The sequence below is a fragment of the Paraburkholderia sp. J76 genome (genome assembly GCF_905220295.1).
GTDB lineage: Bacteria > Pseudomonadota > Gammaproteobacteria > Burkholderiales > Burkholderiaceae > Paraburkholderia.
This window is the reverse complement of record NZ_CAJMZJ010000007.1, coordinates 50,510-74,085: the sequence shown is the minus strand read 5'-3', so window position 1 is coordinate 74,085 and position 23,576 is coordinate 50,510. Positions and strand designations below refer to the sequence as shown.

General features: G+C 64.9%; 20 protein-coding genes. 13 read left to right on the top strand and 7 right to left on the bottom strand.

Annotated elements, in window-relative coordinates:
* The first annotated feature begins 146 nt into the window (after positions 1 to 146).
* From U5768_RS15310 to U5768_RS15295, 4 genes are all read left to right on the top strand, one after another.
* On the top strand, positions 147 to 2,519 hold the full coding sequence (locus U5768_RS15310; protein ID WP_322031253.1) for a tetratricopeptide repeat protein: 2,373 nt from the start codon (positions 147 to 149) through the stop codon (positions 2,517 to 2,519).
* Between the two features lie 151 nt (positions 2,520 to 2,670).
* Positions 2,671 to 8,577: an excinuclease ABC subunit UvrA gene (uvrA, locus tag U5768_RS15305; protein ID WP_415913910.1), complete on the top strand. Its 5,907-nt coding sequence runs from the start codon at positions 2,671 to 2,673 to the stop codon at positions 8,575 to 8,577.
* Positions 8,578 to 8,880: 303 nt separating this feature from the next.
* A complete protein-coding gene (locus U5768_RS15300) occupies positions 8,881 to 9,111 on the top strand; it encodes an H-NS histone family protein (protein ID WP_069267441.1) in 231 nt (76 codons plus the stop codon).
* 341 nt (positions 9,112 to 9,452) lie between these two features.
* Positions 9,453 to 10,031 carry an NnrU family protein gene (locus U5768_RS15295; protein WP_322031251.1) on the top strand — a complete coding sequence of 193 codons (579 nt, stop codon included), beginning with the start codon at positions 9,453 to 9,455 and terminating at the stop codon, positions 10,029 to 10,031.
* Between the two features lie 177 nt (positions 10,032 to 10,208).
* On the opposite strand, the gene pcaG is transcribed toward U5768_RS15295, so the two are convergent.
* Positions 10,209 to 10,796, bottom strand: coding sequence for a protocatechuate 3,4-dioxygenase subunit alpha (gene pcaG / locus U5768_RS15290; protein WP_322031250.1), 588 nt, complete (start codon positions 10,794 to 10,796; stop codon positions 10,209 to 10,211).
* 3 nt (positions 10,797 to 10,799) lie between these two features.
* On the bottom strand, positions 10,800 to 11,504 hold the full coding sequence (pcaH, locus tag U5768_RS15285; protein ID WP_322031249.1) for a protocatechuate 3,4-dioxygenase subunit beta: 705 nt from the start codon (positions 11,502 to 11,504) through the stop codon (positions 10,800 to 10,802).
* Between the two features lie 139 nt (positions 11,505 to 11,643).
* Here pcaH and pcaQ point away from each other — a divergent pair, with 139 nt between their 5' ends.
* On the top strand, positions 11,644 to 12,627 hold the full coding sequence (gene pcaQ, locus U5768_RS15280) for a pca operon transcription factor PcaQ (RefSeq protein WP_322031248.1): 984 nt from the start codon (positions 11,644 to 11,646) through the stop codon (positions 12,625 to 12,627).
* Between the two features lie 49 nt (positions 12,628 to 12,676).
* On the opposite strand, the gene U5768_RS15275 is transcribed toward pcaQ, so the two are convergent.
* Positions 12,677 to 13,333 carry an XRE family transcriptional regulator gene (locus tag U5768_RS15275; protein ID WP_322031247.1) on the bottom strand — a complete coding sequence of 219 codons (657 nt, stop codon included), beginning with the start codon at positions 13,331 to 13,333 and terminating at the stop codon, positions 12,677 to 12,679.
* A gap of 346 nt (positions 13,334 to 13,679) precedes the next feature.
* Here U5768_RS15275 and U5768_RS15270 point away from each other — a divergent pair, with 346 nt between their 5' ends.
* Positions 13,680 to 13,883 carry a DUF6900 domain-containing protein gene (locus tag U5768_RS15270; RefSeq protein WP_322031246.1) on the top strand — a complete coding sequence of 68 codons (204 nt, stop codon included), beginning with the start codon at positions 13,680 to 13,682 and terminating at the stop codon, positions 13,881 to 13,883.
* Between the two features lie 158 nt (positions 13,884 to 14,041).
* Here U5768_RS15270 and U5768_RS15265 read toward each other — a convergent pair whose 3' ends face one another.
* From U5768_RS15265 to U5768_RS15255, 3 genes are all read right to left on the bottom strand, one after another.
* On the bottom strand, positions 14,042 to 14,548 hold the full coding sequence (locus U5768_RS15265) for a metal-dependent hydrolase (RefSeq protein WP_322031245.1): 507 nt from the start codon (positions 14,546 to 14,548) through the stop codon (positions 14,042 to 14,044).
* A gap of 114 nt (positions 14,549 to 14,662) precedes the next feature.
* Positions 14,663 to 15,019, bottom strand: a complete 357-nt coding sequence (locus U5768_RS15260; protein ID WP_322031244.1) for a sugar ABC transporter ATPase — start codon at positions 15,017 to 15,019, stop codon at positions 14,663 to 14,665.
* Positions 15,020 to 15,307: 288 nt separating this feature from the next.
* Positions 15,308 to 15,520, bottom strand: coding sequence for a hypothetical protein (locus U5768_RS15255; protein WP_322031243.1), 213 nt, complete (start codon positions 15,518 to 15,520; stop codon positions 15,308 to 15,310).
* Between U5768_RS15255 and U5768_RS15250 the strand changes: the two genes are divergently transcribed.
* Positions 15,519 to 16,037 carry a hypothetical protein gene (locus tag U5768_RS15250; RefSeq protein WP_322031242.1) on the top strand — a complete coding sequence of 173 codons (519 nt, stop codon included), beginning with the start codon at positions 15,519 to 15,521 and terminating at the stop codon, positions 16,035 to 16,037. The two genes, U5768_RS15255 and U5768_RS15250, sit on opposite strands and share 2 nt — an antisense overlap.
* Before the next feature lie 29 nt (positions 16,038 to 16,066).
* Here the strand turns inward: U5768_RS15250 and U5768_RS15245 are convergent, their stop codons facing one another.
* Positions 16,067 to 16,501, bottom strand: coding sequence for a hypothetical protein (locus tag U5768_RS15245; protein ID WP_322031241.1), 435 nt, complete (start codon positions 16,499 to 16,501; stop codon positions 16,067 to 16,069).
* Positions 16,502 to 16,718: 217 nt separating this feature from the next.
* Here U5768_RS15245 and U5768_RS15240 point away from each other — a divergent pair, with 217 nt between their 5' ends.
* The 6 genes from U5768_RS15240 to ggt all read left to right on the top strand — a co-directional run bounded on the left by U5768_RS15240 (position 16,719) and on the right by ggt (position 23,521).
* A complete protein-coding gene (locus U5768_RS15240; RefSeq protein ID WP_322031240.1) occupies positions 16,719 to 17,420 on the top strand; it encodes a CDP-alcohol phosphatidyltransferase family protein in 702 nt (233 codons plus the stop codon).
* A complete protein-coding gene (locus U5768_RS15235; protein ID WP_322031239.1) occupies positions 17,417 to 18,226 on the top strand; it encodes a 2OG-Fe(II) oxygenase in 810 nt (269 codons plus the stop codon). Before U5768_RS15240 ends, U5768_RS15235 begins: the two co-directional genes overlap by 4 nt.
* Entirely contained in the window at positions 18,223 to 19,233 is a 1,011-nt protein-coding gene (locus tag U5768_RS15230) for a flippase-like domain-containing protein (protein WP_322031238.1), read from the top strand. Before U5768_RS15235 ends, U5768_RS15230 begins: the two co-directional genes overlap by 4 nt.
* Before the next feature lie 27 nt (positions 19,234 to 19,260).
* Complete coding sequence (locus U5768_RS15225; protein ID WP_322031237.1) at positions 19,261 to 20,040, top strand: phosphocholine cytidylyltransferase family protein; 780 nt, start codon at positions 19,261 to 19,263, stop codon at positions 20,038 to 20,040.
* Positions 20,041 to 20,255: 215 nt separating this feature from the next.
* Positions 20,256 to 21,659 carry an MFS transporter gene (locus U5768_RS15220; protein WP_322031236.1) on the top strand — a complete coding sequence of 468 codons (1,404 nt, stop codon included), beginning with the start codon at positions 20,256 to 20,258 and terminating at the stop codon, positions 21,657 to 21,659.
* A gap of 131 nt (positions 21,660 to 21,790) precedes the next feature.
* Positions 21,791 to 23,521 (top strand): gamma-glutamyltransferase, encoded by a 1,731-nt coding sequence (ggt, locus tag U5768_RS15215; RefSeq protein ID WP_322031235.1) that lies wholly within the window; start codon positions 21,791 to 21,793, stop codon positions 23,519 to 23,521.
* The last annotated feature ends 55 nt before the right edge of the window (positions 23,522 to 23,576 follow it).

The following is a 23,576-nucleotide window of genomic DNA, read 5'->3' as shown; positions in this document are numbered from 1 at the left end:
TCGAGTCTGAAGGAAAGGGGTGTCGCGTGCGATGAACTTGCTCAATATCTGGTGATATAGCGGGAGAGAAGTTTTCGAAAGAACTGCCGTTAATATGGTTGGATAAGGTTTGATAACCCCTCCGTTGCACGAATCCACTGAGCCCGATGCAGAACCAGTCCCTCTACGAGCGCGCCAGCGAGAGCCATTTCGCGGGCGACCTGCCGCGCGCGCGTGAGTTGTACACGCAACTGCTCGCAATCGACGCAACGCATGCGGGTGCGATGTTTCGCCTCGGCGTGATCGGCTTGCAGGAAGGCGCGCCCGCCGATGCGACCGGGTGGTTGCAGCGCGCACTCGGGGTCGAACCCGGTCAGCGACGCTACCGCGAAGCATTGGGGCAGGCGTATGCCATGGCCGCGCGTCATGCCGAGGCGGCGCAAATCTATCGCGGCCTGCTGGCGGACGATGCCTCATCCGCCGATCTCTGGTGCGGGCTTGCTTCGGCGTTGCAGGCGCAGGGCGCGCTGGCGGAAGCGACCCAGGCGTGGCAAGCGGCGCTTGCGCGCGAGGCGACCCGGGCCGACGCCTGGAACAACCTCGGCAACTGCCTGCGTCTGCTGGGCGATTCCGGCGAGGCTCAGGCGGCGTATCGTCGCGCGCTCGCCTTGCAGCCGGGCGATGCCGACGTGCTAACGAACCTCGGCTCGCTGCTGCAGGAAGCGGGGCTGGACGAGGAAGCGCTCGACAGTTTGCGTGCCGCATTGGCCGCCGCACCGGACACCGCCGTCGCGATGATCAATCTCGGCGTGCTGCTGACGCGTCTGGCGCGTCTGGACGAAGCGTTGCGCTTGCTCGAACGCGCGGCGGCCATCGAACCTCACCTCGCGCATGGAGCCTATAACTATGGCGTCGCGCTTCAGGCATGCGGCCGCCTGCGCGAGGCCGAAGCGCAATATCGCCGCGCGCTCGCGCTCGATCCGGCGCATGCGGAAGCGGCCAACAACCTGGGGAATGTCTGTCGCGATCTCGGCGAACACCGGGCCGCCCAGGAGGCCTACGAAACGGCCATGCGCGTACGGCCGGATTTCGTCGATGCGTACAACAACGCCGCGAATCTGATGCGCACGCGCGGCAGTCTCGACGAGGCGCAGGCGCTGTTGCGCCAGGCCCTCGACCTCGATCCGTCGCGCTCGGCTACGCTCAACAATCTCGGCAACGTGCTCAAGGACAGCGGGGACCTGGACGAAGGCATCGAATGCTTTCGACGCGCCGTGGCGAGCGAGCCCGGCAACCTCATCGCGCACAGCAATCTTCTCTATGCGTTGTCGTTTCAGTCCGAAGATCCGCAGATGATTCTGGGCGAGGCGAAACGCTGGTCCGCGCAGCACGAAGCGCCATTTCATGCCGAACGCACGCGCGCGCAGTTCGAGCCGGCGCAGGGCAGGCGATTGCGTATCGGCCACGTATCGGCCGATTTTCGTGAGCATTGCCAGGCATTGTTCATGACGCCGCTGTTCGCGCACCACGACCGGACGCGCTTCGAAATTCACGCGTATTCGAGCGTGGTGCGGCCCGATGCGACGACCGCGCGTCTCGCGGCGCACGTCGACAAGTGGCACGACGTGCGCACGTTGAGCGACGCGGCGCTGGCGGACCGGATTCGCGCGGACGGCATCGATATCCTCGTCGATCTCACGATGCATATGTCCGATGGCCGGCCTTTGCTGTTCGCGCGCAAGCCTGCGCCGGTGCAGGTCGCCTGGCTCGCGTATCCGGGCACGACGGGGATCGATGCAATGGACTGGCGGCTCACCGATCCCTGGCTCGATCCGCCTGCGCACGACAGCCACTACAGCGAAAAGTCGTGGCGCTTGCCCCACACGTTCTGGTGTTATGACGCGCTTGCTTCGGAGCCCGAAGTGAATGCGCTGCCGGCATCGAGCGCCGGTCATGTCACGTTCGGCAGCCTGAATAACCCGTGCAAGCTCACGAATACGACGCTGAATCTGTGGGCGCGCGTGTTCGCCCGTTTGCCCGCAGCGCGCCTCCTGCTCATGGTCGCCGAAGGCGACGCGCGGCGCCGGCTTGCGCAGCGGCTCGCGCGGGCCGGCATCGACCCAGCGCGCGTGCGCTTCCTGCCGTTCAGGCCGCGCGCGGATTATCTGCGCAGTTATCACGGGATCGATCTCGGGCTCGACACGTTGCCGTACAACGGCCATACCACGTCGCTCGACGCGCTGTGGATGGGCGTGCCTGTCGTCACGCGCATCGGGCCGACGGTGGCGGGGCGCGCGGGCTTGAGCCAGTTGGCGAATCTCGGCCTTCCCGATCTGGCCGCCGATTCCGACGACGCCTTCGTGGAAACAGCGGTGAGTCTCGCGAACGACCTGCCGCGCCTCGCGCATCTGCGCGCGACGCTGCGCGAGCGCATGGCGGGCTCGCCGCTCATGGATGGCGGGCTTTTCGCCCGTGGCGTCGAGGCGGCGTACGACGGGATGTGGCGCGTGGCCGCAAACGCGGGGCGGTCTGGCGCGTAAATATGGCGCATCCGGCGATGGACAATCGGCCAGATGGCCATCCAGCGTGCTGTATAAATATACAGTAGAATCCTAGGCTGACACCCGGGCCTCGCCGCGCATCTGCCCCCATTCGCGCGCCGCCCGGCCCCATGCGTGTGATCCAGCCGGAATGCCAGCGCAAGTGAGCGAAAACCGATCCATCCGTATCCGTGGTGCCCGCCAGCACAACCTCAAGAACCTCGACCTCGACCTGCACACCGGCGAAATGACGGTCGTCACCGGGCCTTCGGGCTCGGGCAAGTCGAGCCTCGTTTTCGACACGCTTTACGCCGAAGGCCAGCGCCGTTACGTCGAAACGTTCAGCGCCTACGCGCGCCAGTTCCTCGACCGCATGGACCGGCCGCAGGTCGATCGCGTGGACGGCGTGCCGCCCGCCATCGCCATCGACCAGACCAACCCGGTGCGCAGTTCGCGCTCCACGGTCGGCACGATGACCGAGTTGAACGACCACCTGAAGCTGCTCTACGCGCGCGCCGCGAATCTGTTCGACCGCGTCACGGCGCAGCCCGTGCGGCACGACACGCCCGAAACGATTTACGCCGAACTGATGGCACGCACGGCCATGGGCGATCCGCGCCTCGTGGTCACGTTTCCGGTCGAACTGCCGGATACGACCACCGAGGAAGAAGTCGCGCAGTGGCTCTCCGCGAGCGGCTATACGCGCGTGCAGGCGCAGCGCGAGGTCAGGACCGCTGAAGGCACGCGCAAGCTGCTCGACGTGGTCGCCGACCGTTTCCGCATGCAAAACGTGGAAAAGAGCCGCGCGATCGAGGCCATCGAAGCCTCGCTCAAGCGCGGCAGCGGGCGCGTAAACATCTACGTGCTGCCGCCCAGCGACGCCGATGAACAGGCCGAGCCGCAGATCTGGCGCTTCTCGACCGGCCTGCATTGCCCGGACAGCGATCTGCGTTATGCCGACCCGCAGCCCGCGCTGTTCTCGTTCAACTCGGCCTATGGCGCGTGCGACGCTTGCCGGGGTTTTGGCCGCGTGATCGGCGTGGATTGGGGCCTCGTGATTCCCGACGAGCGCAAGACGCTGCGCGGCGGCGCGATCAAGCCGCTGCAAACGCCGGCATGGAAGGAATGCCAGGACGACCTGATGCGCTATGCCGCAAAAGCCGGCATTCCGCGCGATACCGCATGGTCGGAGCTTACGCAGGCGCAGCGCGATTGGGTCGTCAATGGCGCGCCGGACTGGAAGGGGAGCTGGCAAACCCAGTGGTACGGTGTGAAGCGCTTCTTCCAGTATCTGGAGTCGAAGGCGTACAAAATGCACATTCGCGTGCTGCTGTCGAAGTACCGCAGCTACACGCCGTGCGAAACTTGCGGCGGCGCGCGCCTGAAAACCGAGGCGCTGCAGTGGCGTCTCGGCACGCAGCAGAACGCGGACGACGTGCTCGCGCCATCGGGCCGCTTTCTGCCGCACGGCGTGGACTGGACGCGCGCGCAACTCGAAGCGCTGCCGGGCCTCACCGTCCACGACGTGATGCTGCTGCCGATCGAGCGCATTCGCCGCTTCTTCGACAATCTTTCGCTATCCTCATCATTACTCGACGACGCGCTCAAGCTGCTGCTCGAGGAAGTGCGCACGCGCCTGAAGTATCTCTGCGACGTGGGCCTCGGTTATCTCACGCTCGACCGCCAGAGCCGCACGCTTTCGGGCGGCGAAGTGCAACGTATCAACCTGACAACGGCGCTCGGCACCTCGCTCACGAAAACGCTGTTCGTGCTCGACGAGCCGAGCATCGGCCTGCATCCGCGCGACCTCAACCGCATTGTCGAAGCGATGCAGCGGCTGCGCGACGCGGGCAATACGCTCGTCGTGGTCGAGCACGATCCTTCCGTGATGCTCGCGGCCGACCGCCTCATCGACATGGGGCCGGGCCCCGGCGAGCGCGGCGGCACGATCGTCTACGACGGTACGCCGAACGATATCCGCTCCGCGGGCACGCTGACGGGCGAGTACCTGGGCGGCCACCGCGCCGTGGCCGACGCCTCGCACTGGGAACGGCGCCCCGTCGATGCGTCCACGCCGCACCTTTTGCTCGAAGGCGCTAGCGAGCACAACCTGCGCGATGTGACCGTGCAGATCCCGTTGCAACGCCTCGTGTGCGTGACGGGCGTGTCGGGCTCGGGCAAATCGACGCTCGTGCAGGACGTGCTGTATCCCGCGCTCGCGCGGCATCTGGGCAAGGCCACCGAAGCGCCGGGCACGTTCCGCAAGCTGAGCGGCGCGGAGCAGATCCGCGACGCCGTATTCGTCGACCAGTCGCCGATCGGCAAGACGGCGCGCTCGAATCCGGCCAGCTATGTCGGCGCGTTCGACGAAATCCGCAAGCTGTTCGCCAAGGCGACGCTCGCGAAGCAGCGGGGCTATACGGCGGGCATGTTCAGCTTCAACTCGGGCGAAGGCCGCTGCCCGACTTGCGGCGGCTCGGGTTTCGAGCACATCGAAATGCAGTTCCTGAGCGACGTGTACCTGCGCTGCCCCGATTGCGACGGCAGCCGTTATCGCCCGGAAGTGCTCGAAGTGAAGATCGAGCGCGCCGGCCGCACGCTTTCGGTGGCCGACGTGCTCGACCTTACGGTGAGCGAAGCGGTGCAATGTTTCGCTGAGGATGCCGAAGTATTGCGCGTGCTCCAGCCTATCGTGGACGTGGGCCTCGAATACGTGAAGCTCGGCCAGCCCGTGCCGACGCTCTCGGGCGGCGAGGCGCAGCGCCTGAAGCTCGCGGGCTATCTCGCGGAAACGGCGCAGTCGCGCGGCAAGGATGCGGGCGGCCGCCTCTTCATGTTCGACGAGCCGACCACGGGCCTGCATTTCGACGACATCGCCAAGCTCATGCGCGCGTTCGGCAAGCTGCTCGCGGGCGGTCATTCGCTGCTCGTGATCGAGCATAACCTCGACGTGATCCGCGCCGCCGACTGGCTCATCGATCTCGGCCCCGAAGGCGGCGACGCGGGCGGCGAAGTGGTGTGCGTCGGCACCCCCGAAGACGCGATCGCGTGCCCGCGCTCGCATACCGGCGCGGCGCTCGAACGCTATGAAGCCGCGCTTGGCAGCGGCGTCGAACTGCTTGCGGAAGAAGAAGGCGTGGCGCTGCAAACGGCGTTGCGCGCCGCGCAGGCGCGCCGCGAAGTGCAGGGCGAAGATGTCGTGCGCATCGTGAACGCGCGCGAGCACAACCTCAAGGCGCTCGACGTCGATATTCCGCATGGCCGCTTCAACGTCATTACGGGCGTGTCGGGCTCGGGCAAGTCCACGCTCGCGTTCGACATCCTCTTTCACGAAGGCCAGCGGCGCTACCTCGAATCGCTCAATGCGTATGCGCGTTCGATCGTGCAGCCCGCGGGCCGCCCCGAAGTCGATGCCGTGTACGGCATTCCGCCGACCGTCGCGATCGAGCAGCGCCTCTCGCGCGGCGGCCGCAAGAGTACCGTGGCCACGACTTCGGAAGTGTGGCACTTCCTGCGTCTGCTTTACGTGAAGCTCGGTGTGCAGCATTGCGTGCATGACGGTACGCCCGTGACGTCGCAAAGCGTCGATGCGATCGTCGCGCAACTGTTGCGCGAACATCGCGGCCAGCATGTCGGTTTGCTCGCGCCGCTCGTCGTCAATCGCAAGGGCGTGTACACCGATCTCGCGAAGTGGGCGAAGGGGCGCGGCAATACGCATCTGCGGGTGGACGGCGAATTCGTGCCGGTCGCGCCGTGGCCCAAGCTCGACCGTTTCCGCGAACACACAATCGAACTGCCCGTGGGCGACCTCGTGATCGAGCCTGAAAACGAGGCGCAATTGCGCGCGATGCTCGCCACCACGCTCGAAGCGGGCAAGGGCATCGTGCACCTGCTCGCGCCGCTCGACGGTCTCGATCATGCGATTGGCAATGGCGGCACGACGGCGAGCATCGGCGAGGTGAAGGTGTTGTCCACGCGGCGCGCGTGCCCGGTGTGCGGCACGAGCTATCCCGAACTCGATCCGCGCATGTTCTCGTACAACAGCAAGCACGGCTGGTGCACGACCTGCGTGGGCACGGGCCTCGCGCTCACGCGCGAGCAGCGCGCCGCCTACGACGACACCATCGTCGCCGAAGACGGCCGGGGCCGCGAGCAGACGTTGCCCTCGGAAGAGCAGGAGCCCGACGGCATGGTCGACGAACCATGCCACGATTGCGGCGGCACGCGTCTTAATCCGGTGGCGCGCGCCGTGACATTCGACGCGCAGGCCATCACCGATGTCGCGCAGTGGACCGTAGCGGACACGCGCCGCTGGATCGACGCGTTGAAGCTTAACGGCCGCAATGCGCAAATCGCGCGCGACGTGGTGAGCGAAATCCGTAGCCGCTTGCAGTTCCTGGAGGAAGTGGGGCTCGGCTACCTGAGCCTCGATCGCGCCGCGCCGAGTCTTTCGGGTGGCGAGGCGCAGCGCATTCGTCTCGCCGCGCAACTGGGCAGCAATTTGCAGGGCGTGTGCTACGTGCTCGACGAGCCGACCATCGGTCTGCATCCGCGCGACAACCAGATTCTGCTGAACGCGCTGCGCAACCTCGGCGAGAAGGGCAACACGCTCGTCGTGGTCGAGCACGACGAAGATACGATCCGCCGCGCAGATCACATCATCGACATCGGTCCGAGCGCGGGCAAACGCGGCGGCCGCGTGGTCGCGCAGGGCAGTGTGGCCGATCTCGCGGCGCAGGCCGATTCGCTCACGGGCCGCTATCTCGCGCAGCCGATCCAGCATCCGCTGCAGCCGCGTCGCGAAGTGCGTCCCGCGCGCGCCGCTCGCGAGGCGGTGCCGGGACAATGGCTCACCGTGCATGGCGGCAAGCTGCACAATCTGCGCAACGTCACCGCGCAGATTCCGCTGGGCCGTCTCGTGGCGATTACGGGCGTGAGCGGTTCCGGCAAGTCCACGCTCGCGCGCGACGTGCTGCTTTCCAATCTGCTCGACGCCGTGGGGCGTTCGGTGCTGTCTTCGCCCGCCGAGCGCCGCGCGCGCAAGGCGGTGAAGGAGAAAGCGCCGAGCGCGTCGGAGCGCCGGTCGAGCGTGCTCGCGCGTACGAGCGTCAGGCCCAGGCTCGAGGTTTCGCATACATGGCAGGGCTGCGATTCGATTAGCGGATGGGAAAGCATCGACCGCGTGCTCGAGGTCGACCAGACGCCGATCGGAAAAACGCCGCGCTCGTGCCCGGCGACCTATATCGGCGTGTGGGACGCGATCCGCCGCCTGTTCGCCGATACGCTGGAGGCGCGCGCCCGCGGCTATAGCGCGTCGCGTTTCTCGTTCAATACCGGCGACGGACGCTGCCCCGCGTGCGAAGGCCAGGGCGTGCGCACCATCGGCATGAGCTTTCTGCCCGACGTGAAGGTGCCGTGCGACGTGTGCCACGGCCAGCGCTTCAATCCGGAAACGCTCGCGGTGACGTGGCGCGGCCGGAACATCGGCGAAGTGCTGACGATGGAAATCGACGAGGCAGTGGAGTTCTTCGGCTCGATCACGAGCATTTCGCACCCGCTGCAACTCATGAAGGACGTGGGTCTCGGCTACCTCACGCTCGGCCAGCCTTCGCCCACGCTCTCGGGCGGCGAGGCGCAGCGCATCAAGCTCGTGACCGAGCTTTCCAAGGTGCGCGACGACATCACGCGGCGCGGGCAGAAGGCGCCGCACACGCTCTATGTGCTCGACGAACCCACGGTGGGCCTGCACATGGCCGACGTGGCGCGCCTTATCAGCGTGTTGCACCGGCTCGCCGATGCGGGGCATAGCGTCGTCGTGATCGAGCACGACCTCGACGTGATCGCGGAAGCCGACTGGATCATCGACCTCGGCCCCGAAGGCGGCGTGGGCGGCGGCACCATCGTCGCCGCCGCCGATCCCGAAGCGCTCGCGAAGGTGCGGGCGAGTCATACCGGCGCCGCGCTCGCGCCGGTGCTGGCGCGCGGCAAGGGCGACGCGAACGTCGCCGAAACGCCTGCACCACAGCGGCGCGCAACGGGCGCGGCGGAGTCGCGCTAAAGAACGGAGCGGGCCTCGGAGGCCCGCTCCGCCTTGAAACCGCTTGATCTGTGCCGCGCGCGCAAGGTATCATGGGTTCCGCTTGCAGCAAACGTTCGCTCACCCGTAGCGGCGTCACCTGAGAGCGGAGCAGCGGACTGCAGATCCCCTCCGAACCGGTCGCGGGCCCACCCCCAGGCCACCTCATCAGTGCAGCAAGGCTTCGCAGTCTGTTCGCGAAGCCTTTGTCTTTTCAGGGAAGACGATTCTTTGCCGATTGTTGAATCGGTGCCTTGCCCCAGATGAAGCGAGAGGAATTAATCGATGTTCGACCTCGATGGAGAGGCGCGCGAACGGCTCATCGTGTGGATTCGACGCCGCATGGAAGAGTACGGCATTACGTTCGAAGAGCTTGAAGCGTCTATTGCCGAAAGCGAAAAACTACCCAAGTACCGCGACGCATACGGAAATACGTGGAATGGCGAGGGCGACATGCCGGCCTGGCTGTTGCGCTATAAGCACGCGGGACAGGATATCGAGCATTTTCGCTGTTAGCCATGATGGTGCACGAGTGCGCATAAAGCGCGCCGGCGTTGCCGTTCGACCGCCCGTGGGTTCGCCCGATCGTTCGCGGCGCAAGCCGCAGAGCCCGCGCATTGGCGCGGCGCCCGGTATTATTCTGCATAGTTTTAAAATGCCTTTCGGCGTGAGCACGGTTTTAATTGCGCACTTCTAAAGTGCGAGCCGGTTTAGGCGCGCAATGATTTACGCATCGTGTTTTGTTGGCATTTCCGCGCGCGTAATTAGTCAGCTTTTTTGAAAACTCCGGTTGGCCACGCGATCAAGCTGCGCGACAATCTCGCCCATTCCATTCTTGCTTCGGCAGGGAGGTTGTGATGGCGATACTCGTGCTGGGCCTCGTGATTTTCATTGGCGTCCATTCGATCCGCATCGTGGCGGGGCCCTGGCGCGCCGCGCAGATCGAGCGCCTCGGTCCGCGCGCCTGGCGAGGCGCGTTTGCGTTGCTTTCGATCCTGGGCTTCGTCCTGATCGTCTATGGCTACGGGCTGTCACGCCGCTATCCGGTGCCGATCTGGATGCCGCCGTTCTGGATGGCGCATGTCACGGCGCTCCTCACCGCCATCGCATTCATCTTTATCGTCGCGGCTTATGTGCCGGGCAATCACTTCAAGCGCGCGCTCGGCCAGCCGTTCGTGAGCGGCGTCGCGCTTTGGGCGTTCGCGCATCTGCTCGCCAACGGCACGCTCAACGACATTATTCTCTTCGCGGTTTTTCTGTTCTGGGCGTTGTTCGAACTGCGGGGGGAGAACCGGCGCGATCGCGAGGCCGGAGTCGTCTATCCGCCGGGACAGGTTTCGCGCGATGCGATCGTCGTCGTGGTCGGGCTCGTGGTCTGGGCGGTGTTCGCCTTCTGGCTGCATGCGTTGCTGATCGGCGTGCGGCCGCTCGGCTAGGCGCGCGGCACGGCCCGCAAGCATTGGCAGCATGCAAAAAAAGAAGCCTGCGCATGGCAGGCTTCACAAGGTACAACTCGGAGTTCCGCGATCGGATCGCAGCGGCACGATCGTAGGGCCGGTTCATGAAAGCCGCGTGAAAGTCCGCGCGATTCCGTTCGCGCATCCGTCGATGCGTTACAGGTCGAAGAACACCGTTTCCTGTTCGCCCTGCATGCGGATGTCGAACGTGTAGACGATGCTGCCGGCCTGCTCGCTGCGACGCGCGATGAGCGTGTCGCGGCGCGATGCGGGCACGGAGGAGAGCACCGGATCTTCGGCGTTGGCGGCGGCTTCGTCTTCGAAATAGATGCGCGTAAAGGTGTGCGTGAGCATCCCGCGCATCATCACGATCACGTTCAGGTGCGGCGCCTCGCCGGCGGTCTCGACGCCCGGCTTAACCGTGTGCACGATGAAGCGGCGCTGCGCGTCCGTGCCCGTACCCACGCGCGCGAAACCGCGGAAGCCGTCTTTCGCGATGGCCTCGCGCGAAGCCGGATAGCGGCCGCTCGCATCGACCTGCGAAAACTCGAGCATCGCATCGAATACCGGGTTGCCGTCGCCGTCGATCACGCGGCCGATCAGCGTAATGTGCTCGCCCGGCGTTTCAGGCCCGACTACGTTGGCCGTGAAGAGGCTCTTGAAATCGAAGTCGTATTGCTGCGGGCACAGGCCGTAGGCGAAATACGGGCCGACCGTTTGCGAGGGCGTTTCCTTGAGTGCCATGGTTCAACGCTCCGTGGGGGTTTGGTTCGGGCCGCGCAGCACGATGTCGAATTCGTAGCCGAGTGCGAAGCCTTCTTCGGTGGTGTCGAGCGAGAAGCGCGAAATCATGCGCTCGCGTGCGTCTTCGGGCGTGCCCTGGTAGATCGGGTCGAACGCGAGCAGCGGGTCGCCGGGGAAGTACATCTGCGTGACGAGACGCGAGCCGAAGTAGTCGCCGAACAGCGAGAAGTGAATGTGATTCGGCCGCCACGCGTTCGGGTGATTGCCCCAGGGGTAGGCGCCCGGCTTGATCGTGAGGAAGCGATAGCGGCCGTCGTTGTCGGTGATCGCGCGGCCCGCGCCGAGGAAATTGGGGTCGAGCGGGGCGTCGTGCTGGTCCTGCTTGTGGACGTAGCGGCCCGCGGCGTTGGCCTGCCAGATTTCGACCAGCGTGTTGCGCACCGGCTTGCCGCCTTCGTCGAGCACGCGGCCCGTCACGATGATGCGCTCGCCGAGCGGCGCGCCGTTCTTCGCCGCGTTGCGCGTGAGGTCGTGATCGAGCGCGCCGAGATCGTCGGCGCCGTACACGGGCGCGTGCTGATTGCGCAGCTTTTCCTTCAGGGGGATGAGTGGGAGCGTGGGGCCGCGTTTGACCGACGAACGGTACGGCGGATAAACGTACGCGGGATGCGAGTCGAAGTCGCGCGGCGACAGGATGGACTCGGCCATGGGTGTCTCCTGAGTGGGATTATTGGGGGAAGGGCCCGTCGCCGGCAGCGGTTGGCGGTGCGAGCCGATGCCGCCACTTTATCCAAAGCGAAAAGTTATGCAAAATGATGTTTTTTCGCATCTCGTATAACGAATCGTTATGCAAAACCGGCTCGCGGACGGACGCGTCAAATTCCGCCATCTCCAATGCTTCCTTGCCGTTGCGCAGATGGGCAGCGTGCAGCAGGCCGCCGAAAGTCTTTCGGTCACACAACCCGCTGTGTCGAAGACGATCGCCGAGCTGGAACTGGTGCTGGGCGTGAAGCTGTTCGAGCGCGGGCGGCACGGCGCGGTCCCTACGCGCGAGGGACAGCTTTTCATGCCGCATGCGAGCGCCTGCGTGAGCGCGCTGCGTCAGGGCGTGGCCTTGCTCGCGCGCGACGAAGGCGCCGTGACCGCGACGCTCGATATCGGGGTGCTGCCCACGGTGGCGACGGCTTTGCTGCCGGGCGCGCTGCGTCACTTCGGCGAGCAATGGCCGCGCGTGAGCGTGCGCCTGGTCACGGGGGCCAACACCGAACTGCTCGAACGGCTCAAGACCGGCGCGGTCAGCTTCGCGGTGGGGCGGCTCGCCGACCCGGAACGCATGGTGGGCCTGAGCTTCGAGCAGTTGTACAACGAGCCGCTCGCCGTGGTGGTGCGCGCGGGGCATCCTCTCGCACAGGGTGCGGGGTTGCCCGCGCAACTCGCGTCGTTTCCACTCGTGCTGCCGCCGTTCGGCACGTTGATCCGCCAGGCGGCGGACAGCCTGCTCGCTGCGTGGGGCGCGCTGCCGCTGTCGGCGTTCGTCGAGCTGCTTTCGGTTTCGGTGGGACGCGCGCTCGCGCTCCAGAACGACGCCGTGTGGTTCGTGCCCGCGGGCGCTGTCGAGTACGACCTTCGGCGCGGCACGCTGGTGCGGCTGCCGCTGCCTTCGGCGGGCGGCGAAGAGCCGGTGGGGCTGATCCAGCGCACCGACACGCAGCCCACGCCTGCCGGTCGCGCCCTGATCGAAGCCGTGCGGCGTGCGGCGCGCGAGCGCGAAGTGCTGCCGGATGGCGCCGCCGCGCGACGGAAGCGGCGCGCGCCTGCCGGGAAGGATTGAGGTATGGGGCCCCCCGCCTAGTCAGGTTGCAGGAAGCCCTGCCACATATTCAGCCGGCCGCTAGCTTCGCCTTCGCGCGCGACCTCGACGTAGTCTCCGGCGCGACGCCAGGCAGGCGTGCGCTCGTGGCCATCCATAACACTTCGGCGTCTTCCTCGCTTGTCGAGATGGCCGCGTGGCCGGTGCGGCTGTCGAAGTAGAGGCTGTCGCCGGCTTCCAGGCAGGTGGGCGCGTAAAGCTCCGAATACAGGCATACGCTGCCGCTGATCACATACAGAAACTCTTCGCCCTCGTGGCGGCCCCAGTCGTCGAAAGCATCGAGCGAATGCGCGGTGATGCGGATGCGAAACGGCAGCATGGCCTTATGCGCGAGATCGGTGGCGAGCAGTTCCATTTGATAGCCGCGATAGGCATGACGCTGACCCGCGCCGTTGCGCGTGAGCGCGCGGCGGCCGCCCGCACTGAGCCTGGGCGGCGTGCCGAACAATTCGGCCAGGTCGATCCTGAGTCCGCCGACGATCTTTTGCAGCACGTCGAAAGTGGGCGACATCAGCCCGTTTTCGACTTTCGACAAGGTCGAGCGCGAGACGCCGCATAGCCGGCTGGCCGTATCGAGCGTCAGATCCTGGGCGACGCGCGCGGCGCGCACGCGGCGGCCGAGGTCGGTGGTCGCCGTGCTGGCGGATGGGGTGAGCGTGGAGTCCATGGGGCTATGTTCGAAGACTGACGAAAAGCCCAGTTGGGCCGCGCGATCTGTTACCGATCATATCAAACGGTTGGCCGCGCGAAATCCTGGCCGAACGGCCAACGCAGGCTGGCGGCGCGGCGTCGGCGGCGCGATAGGGACACACCATCATCTATTAATGCCCTATTAATTTTTGCTTAAAACGATTCGATTTAAAGATATTTAAAAATTAATTTGACAAATTTTAAAGATTTTATGGGGCTGATATTAGAGCGTTGGTTCAAAATGCGGCCATGCGTCGCGGCCTACATGGAATTTGATATTTATCATTGTAGTCAGATGATGTAGGTCAAGTGGAGAAGGCGAAATGGACGACGAACGACTCGAATTATTGCTGGCTATCTCGCGAAGAACGCTCGGGATCGAGAGCTTCGAATTGACCGGGAAGCCTACCGCCGACGCGCACCTCGTGAGCGCGGAGGATATTGGCCGCGCGCTGGAATCGGCGTATGACGCCGGGCTGATTATCGGCTACCGCATGGCCCGCGCGGAGTGCGAGCAGAACGCCTGAATAACGCGTGAAGCGATTTAGGAGCGGCGTCCTTTACGGGGACGCCGTTTTTATTTTTGTGGCTATTCACTCGTTAATAAACTTTCATTCCCGATAGCAAACACATCGATATTGCGCAATCGAGAATGTATTAGCGATTCGCTGGGAACCCGCATCAATCAAACGAGCCGCCGCAACGGCGCGAGCGACCAGTCGTGCGGCACGCCATGCACGGCGAAAAACCACGCGGCGACCCATGACGCGGCGACGACGACCAGGTCGCAACGGCCGCTGCGCCACCAGTTCAGCGAATGGCGCTGAAAGATCCACGGCACGCCAAGCGGATTGGGCCAGTCGGCGAACAGGTGGATCACGCCTCCGCAAGCGAAGCCGAACGCGGGTGCCGCGATCGGCGTGTGCCCGAGCTTGTGATACGACCATACGAGCAATGCGATCCACGCGACGCCCCAGTGCGTGAGCGTTCGATGCGTGATCCAGAGCCGCCGCTTCTTGCGCCACCATGCAACTTCCAGCCAGTCCGGCGCCGATCCGCCCGCGACACCCGCCGCGAACGCGAGCGCCGCGTAAAGATGCCAGGCGCTATCGGCGCCCTGGTGCGTGACGATTGCGGCGGCGATGACGCCTGCGGCCCAACCCGTCGCGTGATGTGCGGTGCCTGATGCCATGAAGCTGTGCGTTGCGAAGTCGAAGGGGGCGCAATCTTCGCAGATGTGCCGCCGTTATGACAGAGGCGCGTGCGAGGCGCGGCGCGAGCGACGCTCGCGCGACGCGCTCGCTCGTCAGGTCGCGCAGCGCGCCACGTCGAAGCGCAGTTCCTCTTCAGGCGGATCGTTCGATGCCGAAGCGCCATGGGTCACGCGAATGACCGAGCCGTGGCCGTTCGCGGTGAGCGTGACGAAGTACGACGCGTCCGAGCGCGAACCCACGCTCAGTTCGGTCGTGTCGCCGTCTCGCGAAGTATGCACGTGCGGCAAGCGGTCTTCGAGGCAACTCGCAACCGACGACGCCGAACGCGCCGACGAAGCGTAGATCATCGTTTCGCCGTTCGAAGCGGTGCTGGAGGGCGGTGTCGATCCACACGCGGCGAGGAGGGCGAGCGGGGTGGCGGCGAGAAGTCGGAGCGTGAGTGTTTTCATAAGCGGCGTGTCGGTAGCGAAGCAGCGGATCTGGCCAGCGAGAGTATACGCAGCCTGATCTGAATCAAGGGCCACGCAGACGTAAAAAGATGCAACAGCTTTCGCCCGGATCGCCGCAATGCGCCGCAATAACGCGCTCATCATTTCTCGCGACTCGCGTTAATCGATGTAAGCGAGTCAAGGTTGATTGTCGTCGTTTAGTGAAAGGTACTCTTCCAGATCCCGGGCTGAACACACGCGCCGTGCGGCGCTACAATTTCTTCAGCCCTCGACCAAGGGTGGTCTTTTTCATCTGTTTTGCGCGGCTTTCGGGCCGCGTTTTTTTGCTTGCGAAACATGCATGATTAAAATCGCCGAGCGATTTTCGGCGTTGGCGGCGGAATAATCCTGGCCATCTGATAGAGGGACGTGGCGCCCGACGCGCGGCCCGATCCGGGTAGAATCTTGCCCTTGCCCCGCGACGGGCAAGTCCCGCGCAGAACCCGACGAAAGCCCCGCCATGACCGATTCCTCCCCCGCAACCGATCCCGATTTCCCCGCCGATGACGCCGCCGAGGCCGAAGTCATCCAGGAAGCGCGCCTGTGGCGCAAGGACGGCTGGACCGCGCGCGTAATCAAGAACGAGGACGACGACGGCTGGGCCGTTGAAATGATCAAGGACGGAGAGCCGGAGCCGGCGCTGGTCGGCCCGTGGACCATGGGCCGTGACAAGAAGAACCCCAAGCCGCTCGATACATCGGCGTTCAACACGCTCGTAAAGACTGCTTCCGAGGTGCTGCGCCGGCACGAGCAGCAATTGCGCGCCCTGTTGCACAAGCGCGTGAGCGTGCAGACCGCCGATGGCGATGTGGACGTGACACTCGACATCGTTCCGGACGAGTACGAGCCCTATGCGCTCGTCAGCGCAATCGATGCGTTCGGCGTGCAACTGGCGCAAGCGCGCGTTGCTCCCAGCTTCAAGCTTACGAAAGCGCGCGCCGAGAATTGGGCCGAAGGCGGCTTCGGGCGTATCGAGTAAGTACCGGAGTCAATACCGGAGCCGCCCGCTCACTCCTGCTTGCAGAAGATCGCCGTCAATAGCGGACCGGCATGATGGACGATGGCGTTGTTGCCAGCCGCCGTGAGCGCCGCCTGGACCTTGGCCTGGGTGCCGACCACCACGGCCCCGTAGGCGGAAGGAGCGATAGGCGTGCCGGCGCCGGACCTGAAAAGCGGGTCGTCCTTCTGGAAACCGACCACGGCGAACACGCTGAAACCGTATGCCGTCATGCGCTGGCCATGCGCGGGCCAGAATGCGTTGATCGAATTGCTTTCGACCCTCATGGGTTTAGGATCGATCAGGTTTTGCGCGATCAATCCCGAGATGAAGTCGTGCGCGGACTCGCTGCAGGTCAGCGAGTCGTCGATGGCGGCGGCGCGGACGTTGCCGGCGAGAAGCGTCAGGGCAGCGAGAAAAAAGGCGGCAAAGGTAAGGCGTTTCATTGCATGCGTGGCGAAAGTGCGTGCGCTGGAGCCGGAATGGGGCATGCGCATCATGCGTGGAGCAGCGCGAGGGTTGCACTCTACGCGTGTTCGGCAGACGCCGCTTGCAGCGCCGCAGGGAGCCAACTGGCGCTTGGATTTACAGTACGACAAGTTAAAATGGTGCAAGCGTCAGAAAACCTGCAAGTTTTCTGGAAGGCGTATATATTGCGCGGTTATGACCGAAAAAGATAAACCTGTAAAAACGGCGCCCAAAGCGGTGCCACTACCGCGCACGTGGGACGCTCGCGCGGCGCGTTGGCTCGTCACTCCGCTTGTCCCTACCCGCGTTACCCCGAATCATCTGACCACGCTGCGACTCCTGATCGGCGTGGCCGGCGGCCTTTATCTCGCGCGTGGAGACTTTCTCCACGTCAATATTGGCGCATTTCTGATCGTATTGTCGAATTTTGTTGATCATACCGACGGCGAACTGGCCCGCATCAGCGGCAAAACCAGCCGGATCGGACATTTCTACGATCTCGCGGCCGATGCGCTCGTGACCGTCCTGTTGTTCCTTGGCATGGGCTATGGCCTCGGCGCCGTGGCGGCCCACTCGGGCGCCGATTGGCGCGTGCCCCCAGCCGTGCTCGGCGGCGTGGCCGGCATTGCGGTCGCCGTGATTTTTTACCTGCGCATGCGCATCGAGGAAATGGCCGGCAAGGCAGGCACGCAGCAGGCGTTCGCCGGCGGGTTCGAGACCGAAGATGTGCTGTATCTGCTACCCCTTGTCACGCTGACGGGCGTCGTGTCGCCATTCATCATCGCGGCTTCGATCGGGGCGCCGTTGTTCGCCATCTGGGTGGTGCTCGACTATGTGCGCGTGACGCGCCGCCTGCGCCCCGCCAAGGAAACCCGTCAGGTGTGGAGCAGCAGATGAGCTTGCAAGCAGAACAAGAACCGGTTGTAGCGCCTCCCGTCCCCACGGCGGCGCGCGTCTCGGGCGCCGCGCCCGGCGCGCCGGACAGCGCGATCGCCCGGGCGCTGCAACCGTTGAACACCGCGCGCCTGCGCGACGACTACGAGCGCCAGGGCTCGTTTCTGTATCTCTCCGATTTCCTGCCCGCCGACGCCACGCAACAGTTGATCGATGCGGCCAATGCGCTGCTTCCCGAAGTCAATCGCAACTATCTGCCGGGCCACAAGGCGGGCGGCAGCGTGAGCCGGCACACCCTCGATCGTCTCGCGCCGTACATCGCCGAGCTTTACCGCTCGCCGCAACTGATCGCGTGGCTCGAAAAGATCACGGGCGACCGTCTGCAGCTTTCGCCCGAAGACGATCCGCACGCCTACGCGCTCTATTACTACACGCGCGCGGGCGACCATATCGGCTGGCACTACGACACCTCGTATTACGACGGCCGCCGCTATACGGTGCTGCTCGGCGTGATCGACGAGTCGTCGTGCAAGCTCGACTACGAACTGCACACGAAAGACCCGAACAAGGCCGACGAACCAGGCTCGGTGCAGTACCCGCCGGGCGCGCTGATCGTGTTCGACGGCGACAAGCTTCGCCATCGCGTCACGCCGAGCCTCGAAGGCGAAATGCGTGTTTCGCTCACGCTCGAATACGTGACGAACCCGAACATGCGTCCGTGGCGTCGTTTCATCTCGAACATGAAAGACGCCATTGCGTACTTCGGTTTTCGCCAGGTGTTCCGCAAAGCGTTGGGAGGCAAGGCGTGAGCCGGGCTGCCATCCTGCTGCTGTCTATCGGCACGGCGCTCTTCGTCGCGCTGCTCGCCTGGCAGGGCCTCGGCTCGGTGACGGGCGCGCTCGCGGCCGCCGGCTGGGGGCTCGCGCTCGTGGCGGCGTTCCATGTCGTGCCGCTCGCGCTCGACGCGGGAGCGATCGCCGTGCTCTTCGGCAAAGGCGAGCGCATCGATCAGCGTGATGCGCTGCTCGTGCGCTGGAGCGGGGAATCGGTCAACAGCCTCTTGCCCGCTGGCCAGATCGGCGGCCCGGTGGCCATGGCTCGTCAACTCGCGCAACGCGGCATGTCGATGCGCGACGCCGCGGCCGCCATCACCGTGAGCACCACGCTGCAGGCCGTGGCGCAGATCGTTTTCGCCGTGTTCGGCATCGTACTTTTTTCGGCCTACGCCGCGAATGGCGCGCCGCGCGATCTCGGCGTCGCCGCGCTCATCGCCACTGTCGTGCTCGGCGGCATGATCGCGCTGTTCTATGCCGCGCAGCGCCGCGGCCTGTTCGGCCGCCTGCTGCGCCTCGCCTCGAAGATGTTCGGCAAGCGCGACTGGTCGACGCTTGCCACGCGCGCCGACGCCATCGACGCGGCCGTGAAGTCGCTTTACGCCCAGGGCGGCCGCGTGGCCGCAAGCTTCGCGTTGAGCCTCGCGGGCTGGCTCGTGGGCACCGTGGAAGTGTGGCTCGCGCTGCGCTTTCTCGGCCATCCCGTAGGCTGGGTCGATGCGCTGCTGCTGGAGAGCATCGGCCAGGCCATTCGCGGCGCGGCCTTCGCCATTCCTGGCTCGCTGGGCGTGCAAGAGGGCGGTTATCTGCTGCTCGCGCCGCTCGTCGGCCTGCCGCCCGAGGCGGCGCTCGCGCTCTCGCTCGCCAAGCGCGCGCGTGAAATCGTGCTCGGCTTGCCGGGCCTTCTGTATCTGCATTTCAGCGAACGTAGCTGGCAACGCCGGCGTGCCTCGCGCGTCTGTGCTGTCGAAGTCGCCGATTGACCTTTTTCTCCCAAGGAACGTTTGCGCATGCGCGCCATCATTCTCGCGGCAGGCCTCGGCCTGCGCCTTCAGCAACGAGCTGGAGAACAGTTTCCGAAATGTCTGCTGCAGTTCGAGGGCGTAACGCTGCTCGAACGCCATCTGCAATTGCTGGAAGAGGCGGGCGTGACGGAAGTCGTGCTCGCGCTCGGTTTCCAGCCTGAACTGGTCGAGGCCGAACTCAAGCGCATCAACTGGCCGCACAAGGTCGAGGTCGTGATGAACCCGCGCTTCGACCTGGGCAGCGTGCTCACGGTGCATCGCACGGCCGGGGCGCTCACGCGCGGCGGCGACGTGCTGCTCATGGACGCCGACGTGCTTTACGACGAGCGCGTGTTCGCGCCGCTCGTGGCGGGCGAGGCGCCGGCCAACCGTCTGCTGATCGATCGCGACTTCGAAGCCGGCGACGAGCCCGTGAAGCTGTGTCTGCGCGATGGCGTGCCCGTCGAACTGCGCAAGCAACTCGCGGTGGGTCTGCAATACGACACGATCGGCGAGTCGGTGGGCTTTTTCCGCCTGAACGAAGCGACGGCGCGCCGCTTCGCGCAGATCGTCGAAGGTTATGTCGATACGGGCCGCGCGAACCTGCCTCACGAAGAAGCGCTGCGCGATCTGCTGCTCGAACGCGGCAGCGAGTTCGAAACCGCGGATGTGACCGGCGCGCCGTGGATCGAAATCGACTTCCCCAATGACGTGATGCGCGCTGCTGAGCAGGTGCTGCCGCAACTGCGTCCGGTGGTGAGCCGCGTGAAGCAGACCGCTGTTTGAGGCGCATCGGCGCCGATACCGTTATTCAGGCCGCGAGGTCTGTCGCCGCCTGAGTGCGGCGGCGGGCTTCGCGGCTTTTGCTTTTGCGCGGGCCCTGGCTTCCCGCGCCGTGCGTGCAAAAGCGCGCCGCTTCATCTGTTGCCGGGTTCCCGTTTTCCGCAACAAGCGCCATAATGGCAGCTTTACGCCGTCAGCCACGCTGATTGTCGTTGCCCATGCCATTAGCCCTCGGCACATTCATCGTTCCGCTCATTGTCGCGTGCTCGATGTTCATGGAGAACGTGGACGGGACGGTCATCGTCACGTCGCTCCCCGCACTGGCCCGCGATCTCGGCCAGGACCCCATCACACTCAAGCTGGCCGTCACGAGCTACGTGATCGGGCTGGGCGTGTTCATCCCGATCTGCGGCTGGGTGGCCGACCGTTTCGGTTCGCGCAACGTGTTTCGCACGGCCATCGGCATCTTCATGGCGGGGTCGCTGTTGTGCGCGGCCTCGCGCTCGCTCGAGATGTTCGTGGCCGCGCGTTTCGTGCAGGGCATCGGCGGCGCGATGATGGTGCCGGTGGGCCGCATCATCATCTTCCGCTCGCTGCCGAAGTCGGACTTCATTCGCGCCGTCAACTATCTCACCGTGCCGGCGCTGCTCGGGCCAGTCGTGGGGCCGCCGCTCGGCGGGTTCATCACCACGTATCTGCACTGGCGGCTGATTTTCTTCATCAACATTCCCATCGGCGTGCTCGGCATCTGGCTCGCGAACCGGCATATCGCGAACATGCATGAGGAGCATCCGGGGCGGCTCGACTGGGCCGGCTTCGTGCTTTCCGCGGGCGGGGCGTCGCTCTTCATGCTGGGCCTTTCGCTCGTGGGCGGCGAATTGGTCGCCACCGGCACGGCGGTGACGATGTGCGTGATCGGCGCGTTGCTGCTGGGCGCCTACTGGTTGTATGCGCAACGAGTCGAGCGGCCCGTGCTCGATCTGAAATTTCTGCGCATCCCCACGTTCAATGCGAGCGTGGCGGGCGGCTCGCTGTTTCGCATCGGGCTCGGCGCCGTGCCTTTTTTGTTACCGCTCACGCTGCAGGAAGGGCTCGGCATGACGGCGTTCGCTTCGGGCGCCATCACTTGCGCTTCGGCGTTCGGCTCGATTTTCATGAAGGCGATTGTTTCGCGCGTGCTCGGGCGCTTTGGCTTTCGCCGCACGCTCATGGTGAACGCGGCGCTCGCGGGCACGGCCATCGCGATATGCGGCTCGTTTTCGCCAGGCATGCCGGTGTGGCTCATCTGGGTCATCGTGCTCGCGGGCGGCATCTTTCCTTCGCTGCAATTCACAGGCCTCAATTCGCTCGCCTACGCCGATATTCCGACGCGCGACATCGGCCGCGCCACCAGCGTGGCTAGCGTGATCCAGCAGGTGTCGCTCGGCCTCGGCGTGACGATTGCGGGTCTCGTGTTGCAGATTTCGCATCGCGTGCAAGGGCATTCGACCATCGTGTGGTCCGACTTCTGGCCGGCGTTTCTCGTGGTCGGGCTTTTTTCGGTGGCGTCGATTCCGGTGACGATGCGTTTGCCCGCGAATGCCGGAGAAGAAATTGCCCGCGGCCGGCGCGGCAAGGCTTGATTTCAGGCGCGGCGTTCGTCTTGCGCCTTGGCGGAATCAGCGGATCGCCGGATCGCAATCGTTTTACCGGCGTGCTATAAGGCCAAGGCAGGTATCTGTCAGGCCAACAAACCGAATCATGGGTGAACTCAATGAAGCTGGTTGAAAAAACGAAAATTTCCGCTGCCGCTCTCGCACTGCTTTCACTATCCGCGTTGTCCACCGGCTTCCTCGAAGCCACGCCGGCCTTTGCCAAGGATACGGCGCATCGTCCCGCGGTCCTCAACGCATCGGCGGTAGCCGTCGCCGACAAGTACGCGGCCGACGCCGCCGAGCAGATCCTCAAGGAAGGCGGCAACGCGGTCGATGCGGCGGTCGCCATCGCCTTCTCGCTCGCCGTGACGTACCCGGAAGCCGGCAACATCGGCGGCGGCGGGTTCATGACGCTCTACGTGAACGGCAAGCCGTATTTCCTCGACTATCGCGAGCGCGCGCCGCTCGCCGCCACGCGCACGATGTACCTCGACGACAAGGGCAACGTGATCGAGGGCAAGAGCCTGTACGGCTACGACGCCGTGGGCGTGCCCGGCACCGTGGAGGGCATGTGGGAAGCGCAGAAGCGCTTCGGCAGGCTGCAATGGAAGCAGGTGCTCGCGCCCGCGATCAAGTACGCGCGCGACGGTTTCGTCGTGGACGAGCAGCTCGCCAAGCGCCGCGAGGCCGCGGAAAAAGACTTCGCCGGCAAGACCAACTTCGACGACTACTTCGGCAACCTGAAGGAAGGCGTGACGTTCAAGCAGCCCGATCTCGCCAACGTGCTCACGCGCATTGCGAACCAGGGCGCGAAGGACTTCTACGACGGCAAGACCGCCGATCTGATCGCCGCCTCGATGAAGGGCCACGGTCTCATCACGAAGCGCGATCTGCAGGAGTACAAGGCCGTGTGGCGCCAGCCGGTCGAGGCGAACTGGAACGGCTACGAGATCATCACCGCGCCGCCTCCGAGTTCGGGCGGCGTGGGCCTCGTGCAACTGCTCAAGATGAAGGCGATGCTTGCGCCGCAGTTCAAGGACGTGCCGCTCAATTCCCCGCAGTACATCCACCTGATTTCGGAGATCGAGAAGCGCGTGTTCGCGGATCGCGCCCAGTATCTCGGCGACCCCGACTTCTACAAGGTGCCTGTCGCGCAGCTCACCGACGACGCGTATCTCGCGAAGCGCGTCGCCGAAGTCGACCCCGACAAGCCTTCGGACACCAAGAGCGTGCAGCCGGGCCTCGGCACCTCGATGCCGGAGAAAGCGGAAACGACGCACTTCTCCGTGGTCGACAAGTGGGGCAACGCGGTCTCGAACACTTACACGATCAACGGCTACTTCGGTTCGGGCGTGGTCGTGCCGGGCGCCGGCATCGTGCTCAACGACGAGATGGACGACTTCGCGTCCAAGCCTGGCGTGCCGAACATGTTCGGCGTGGTGGGCAGCGACGCGAACGCGATCCAGCCGAAGAAGCGTCCGCTGTCGTCGATGACGCCGACCATCCTCACGAAGGACGGCAAGGTGGCGCTCGTGATCGGCACGCCGGGCGGCTCGCGCATCTTCACGTCGATCTTCCAGGTGATCAACAACAACTACGACTTCGACATGCCGTTGAAGGACGCGGTGGCCGCGATGCGCTTCCATCATCAGTTGCTGCCGCCCAACACGATTTTCTGGGAGCCGTACCAGCCGATCGACGGCGAACTCGCCAGGCAGGTCGAGGCGAAGGGCTACGTGCTGAAGGGGCAGAGCTTCAACGGCGACATTCAGGCGATCCGTATCAACGGCGATACGCCCGACGCGGTTTCCGATCCGCGCGGTCGTGGCGTGTCGCGCTTGATCCAGTAAAACCGCGACGCCGATGCGAAACGATGCGTCATGCATGACGGAAAAATCATTTCGC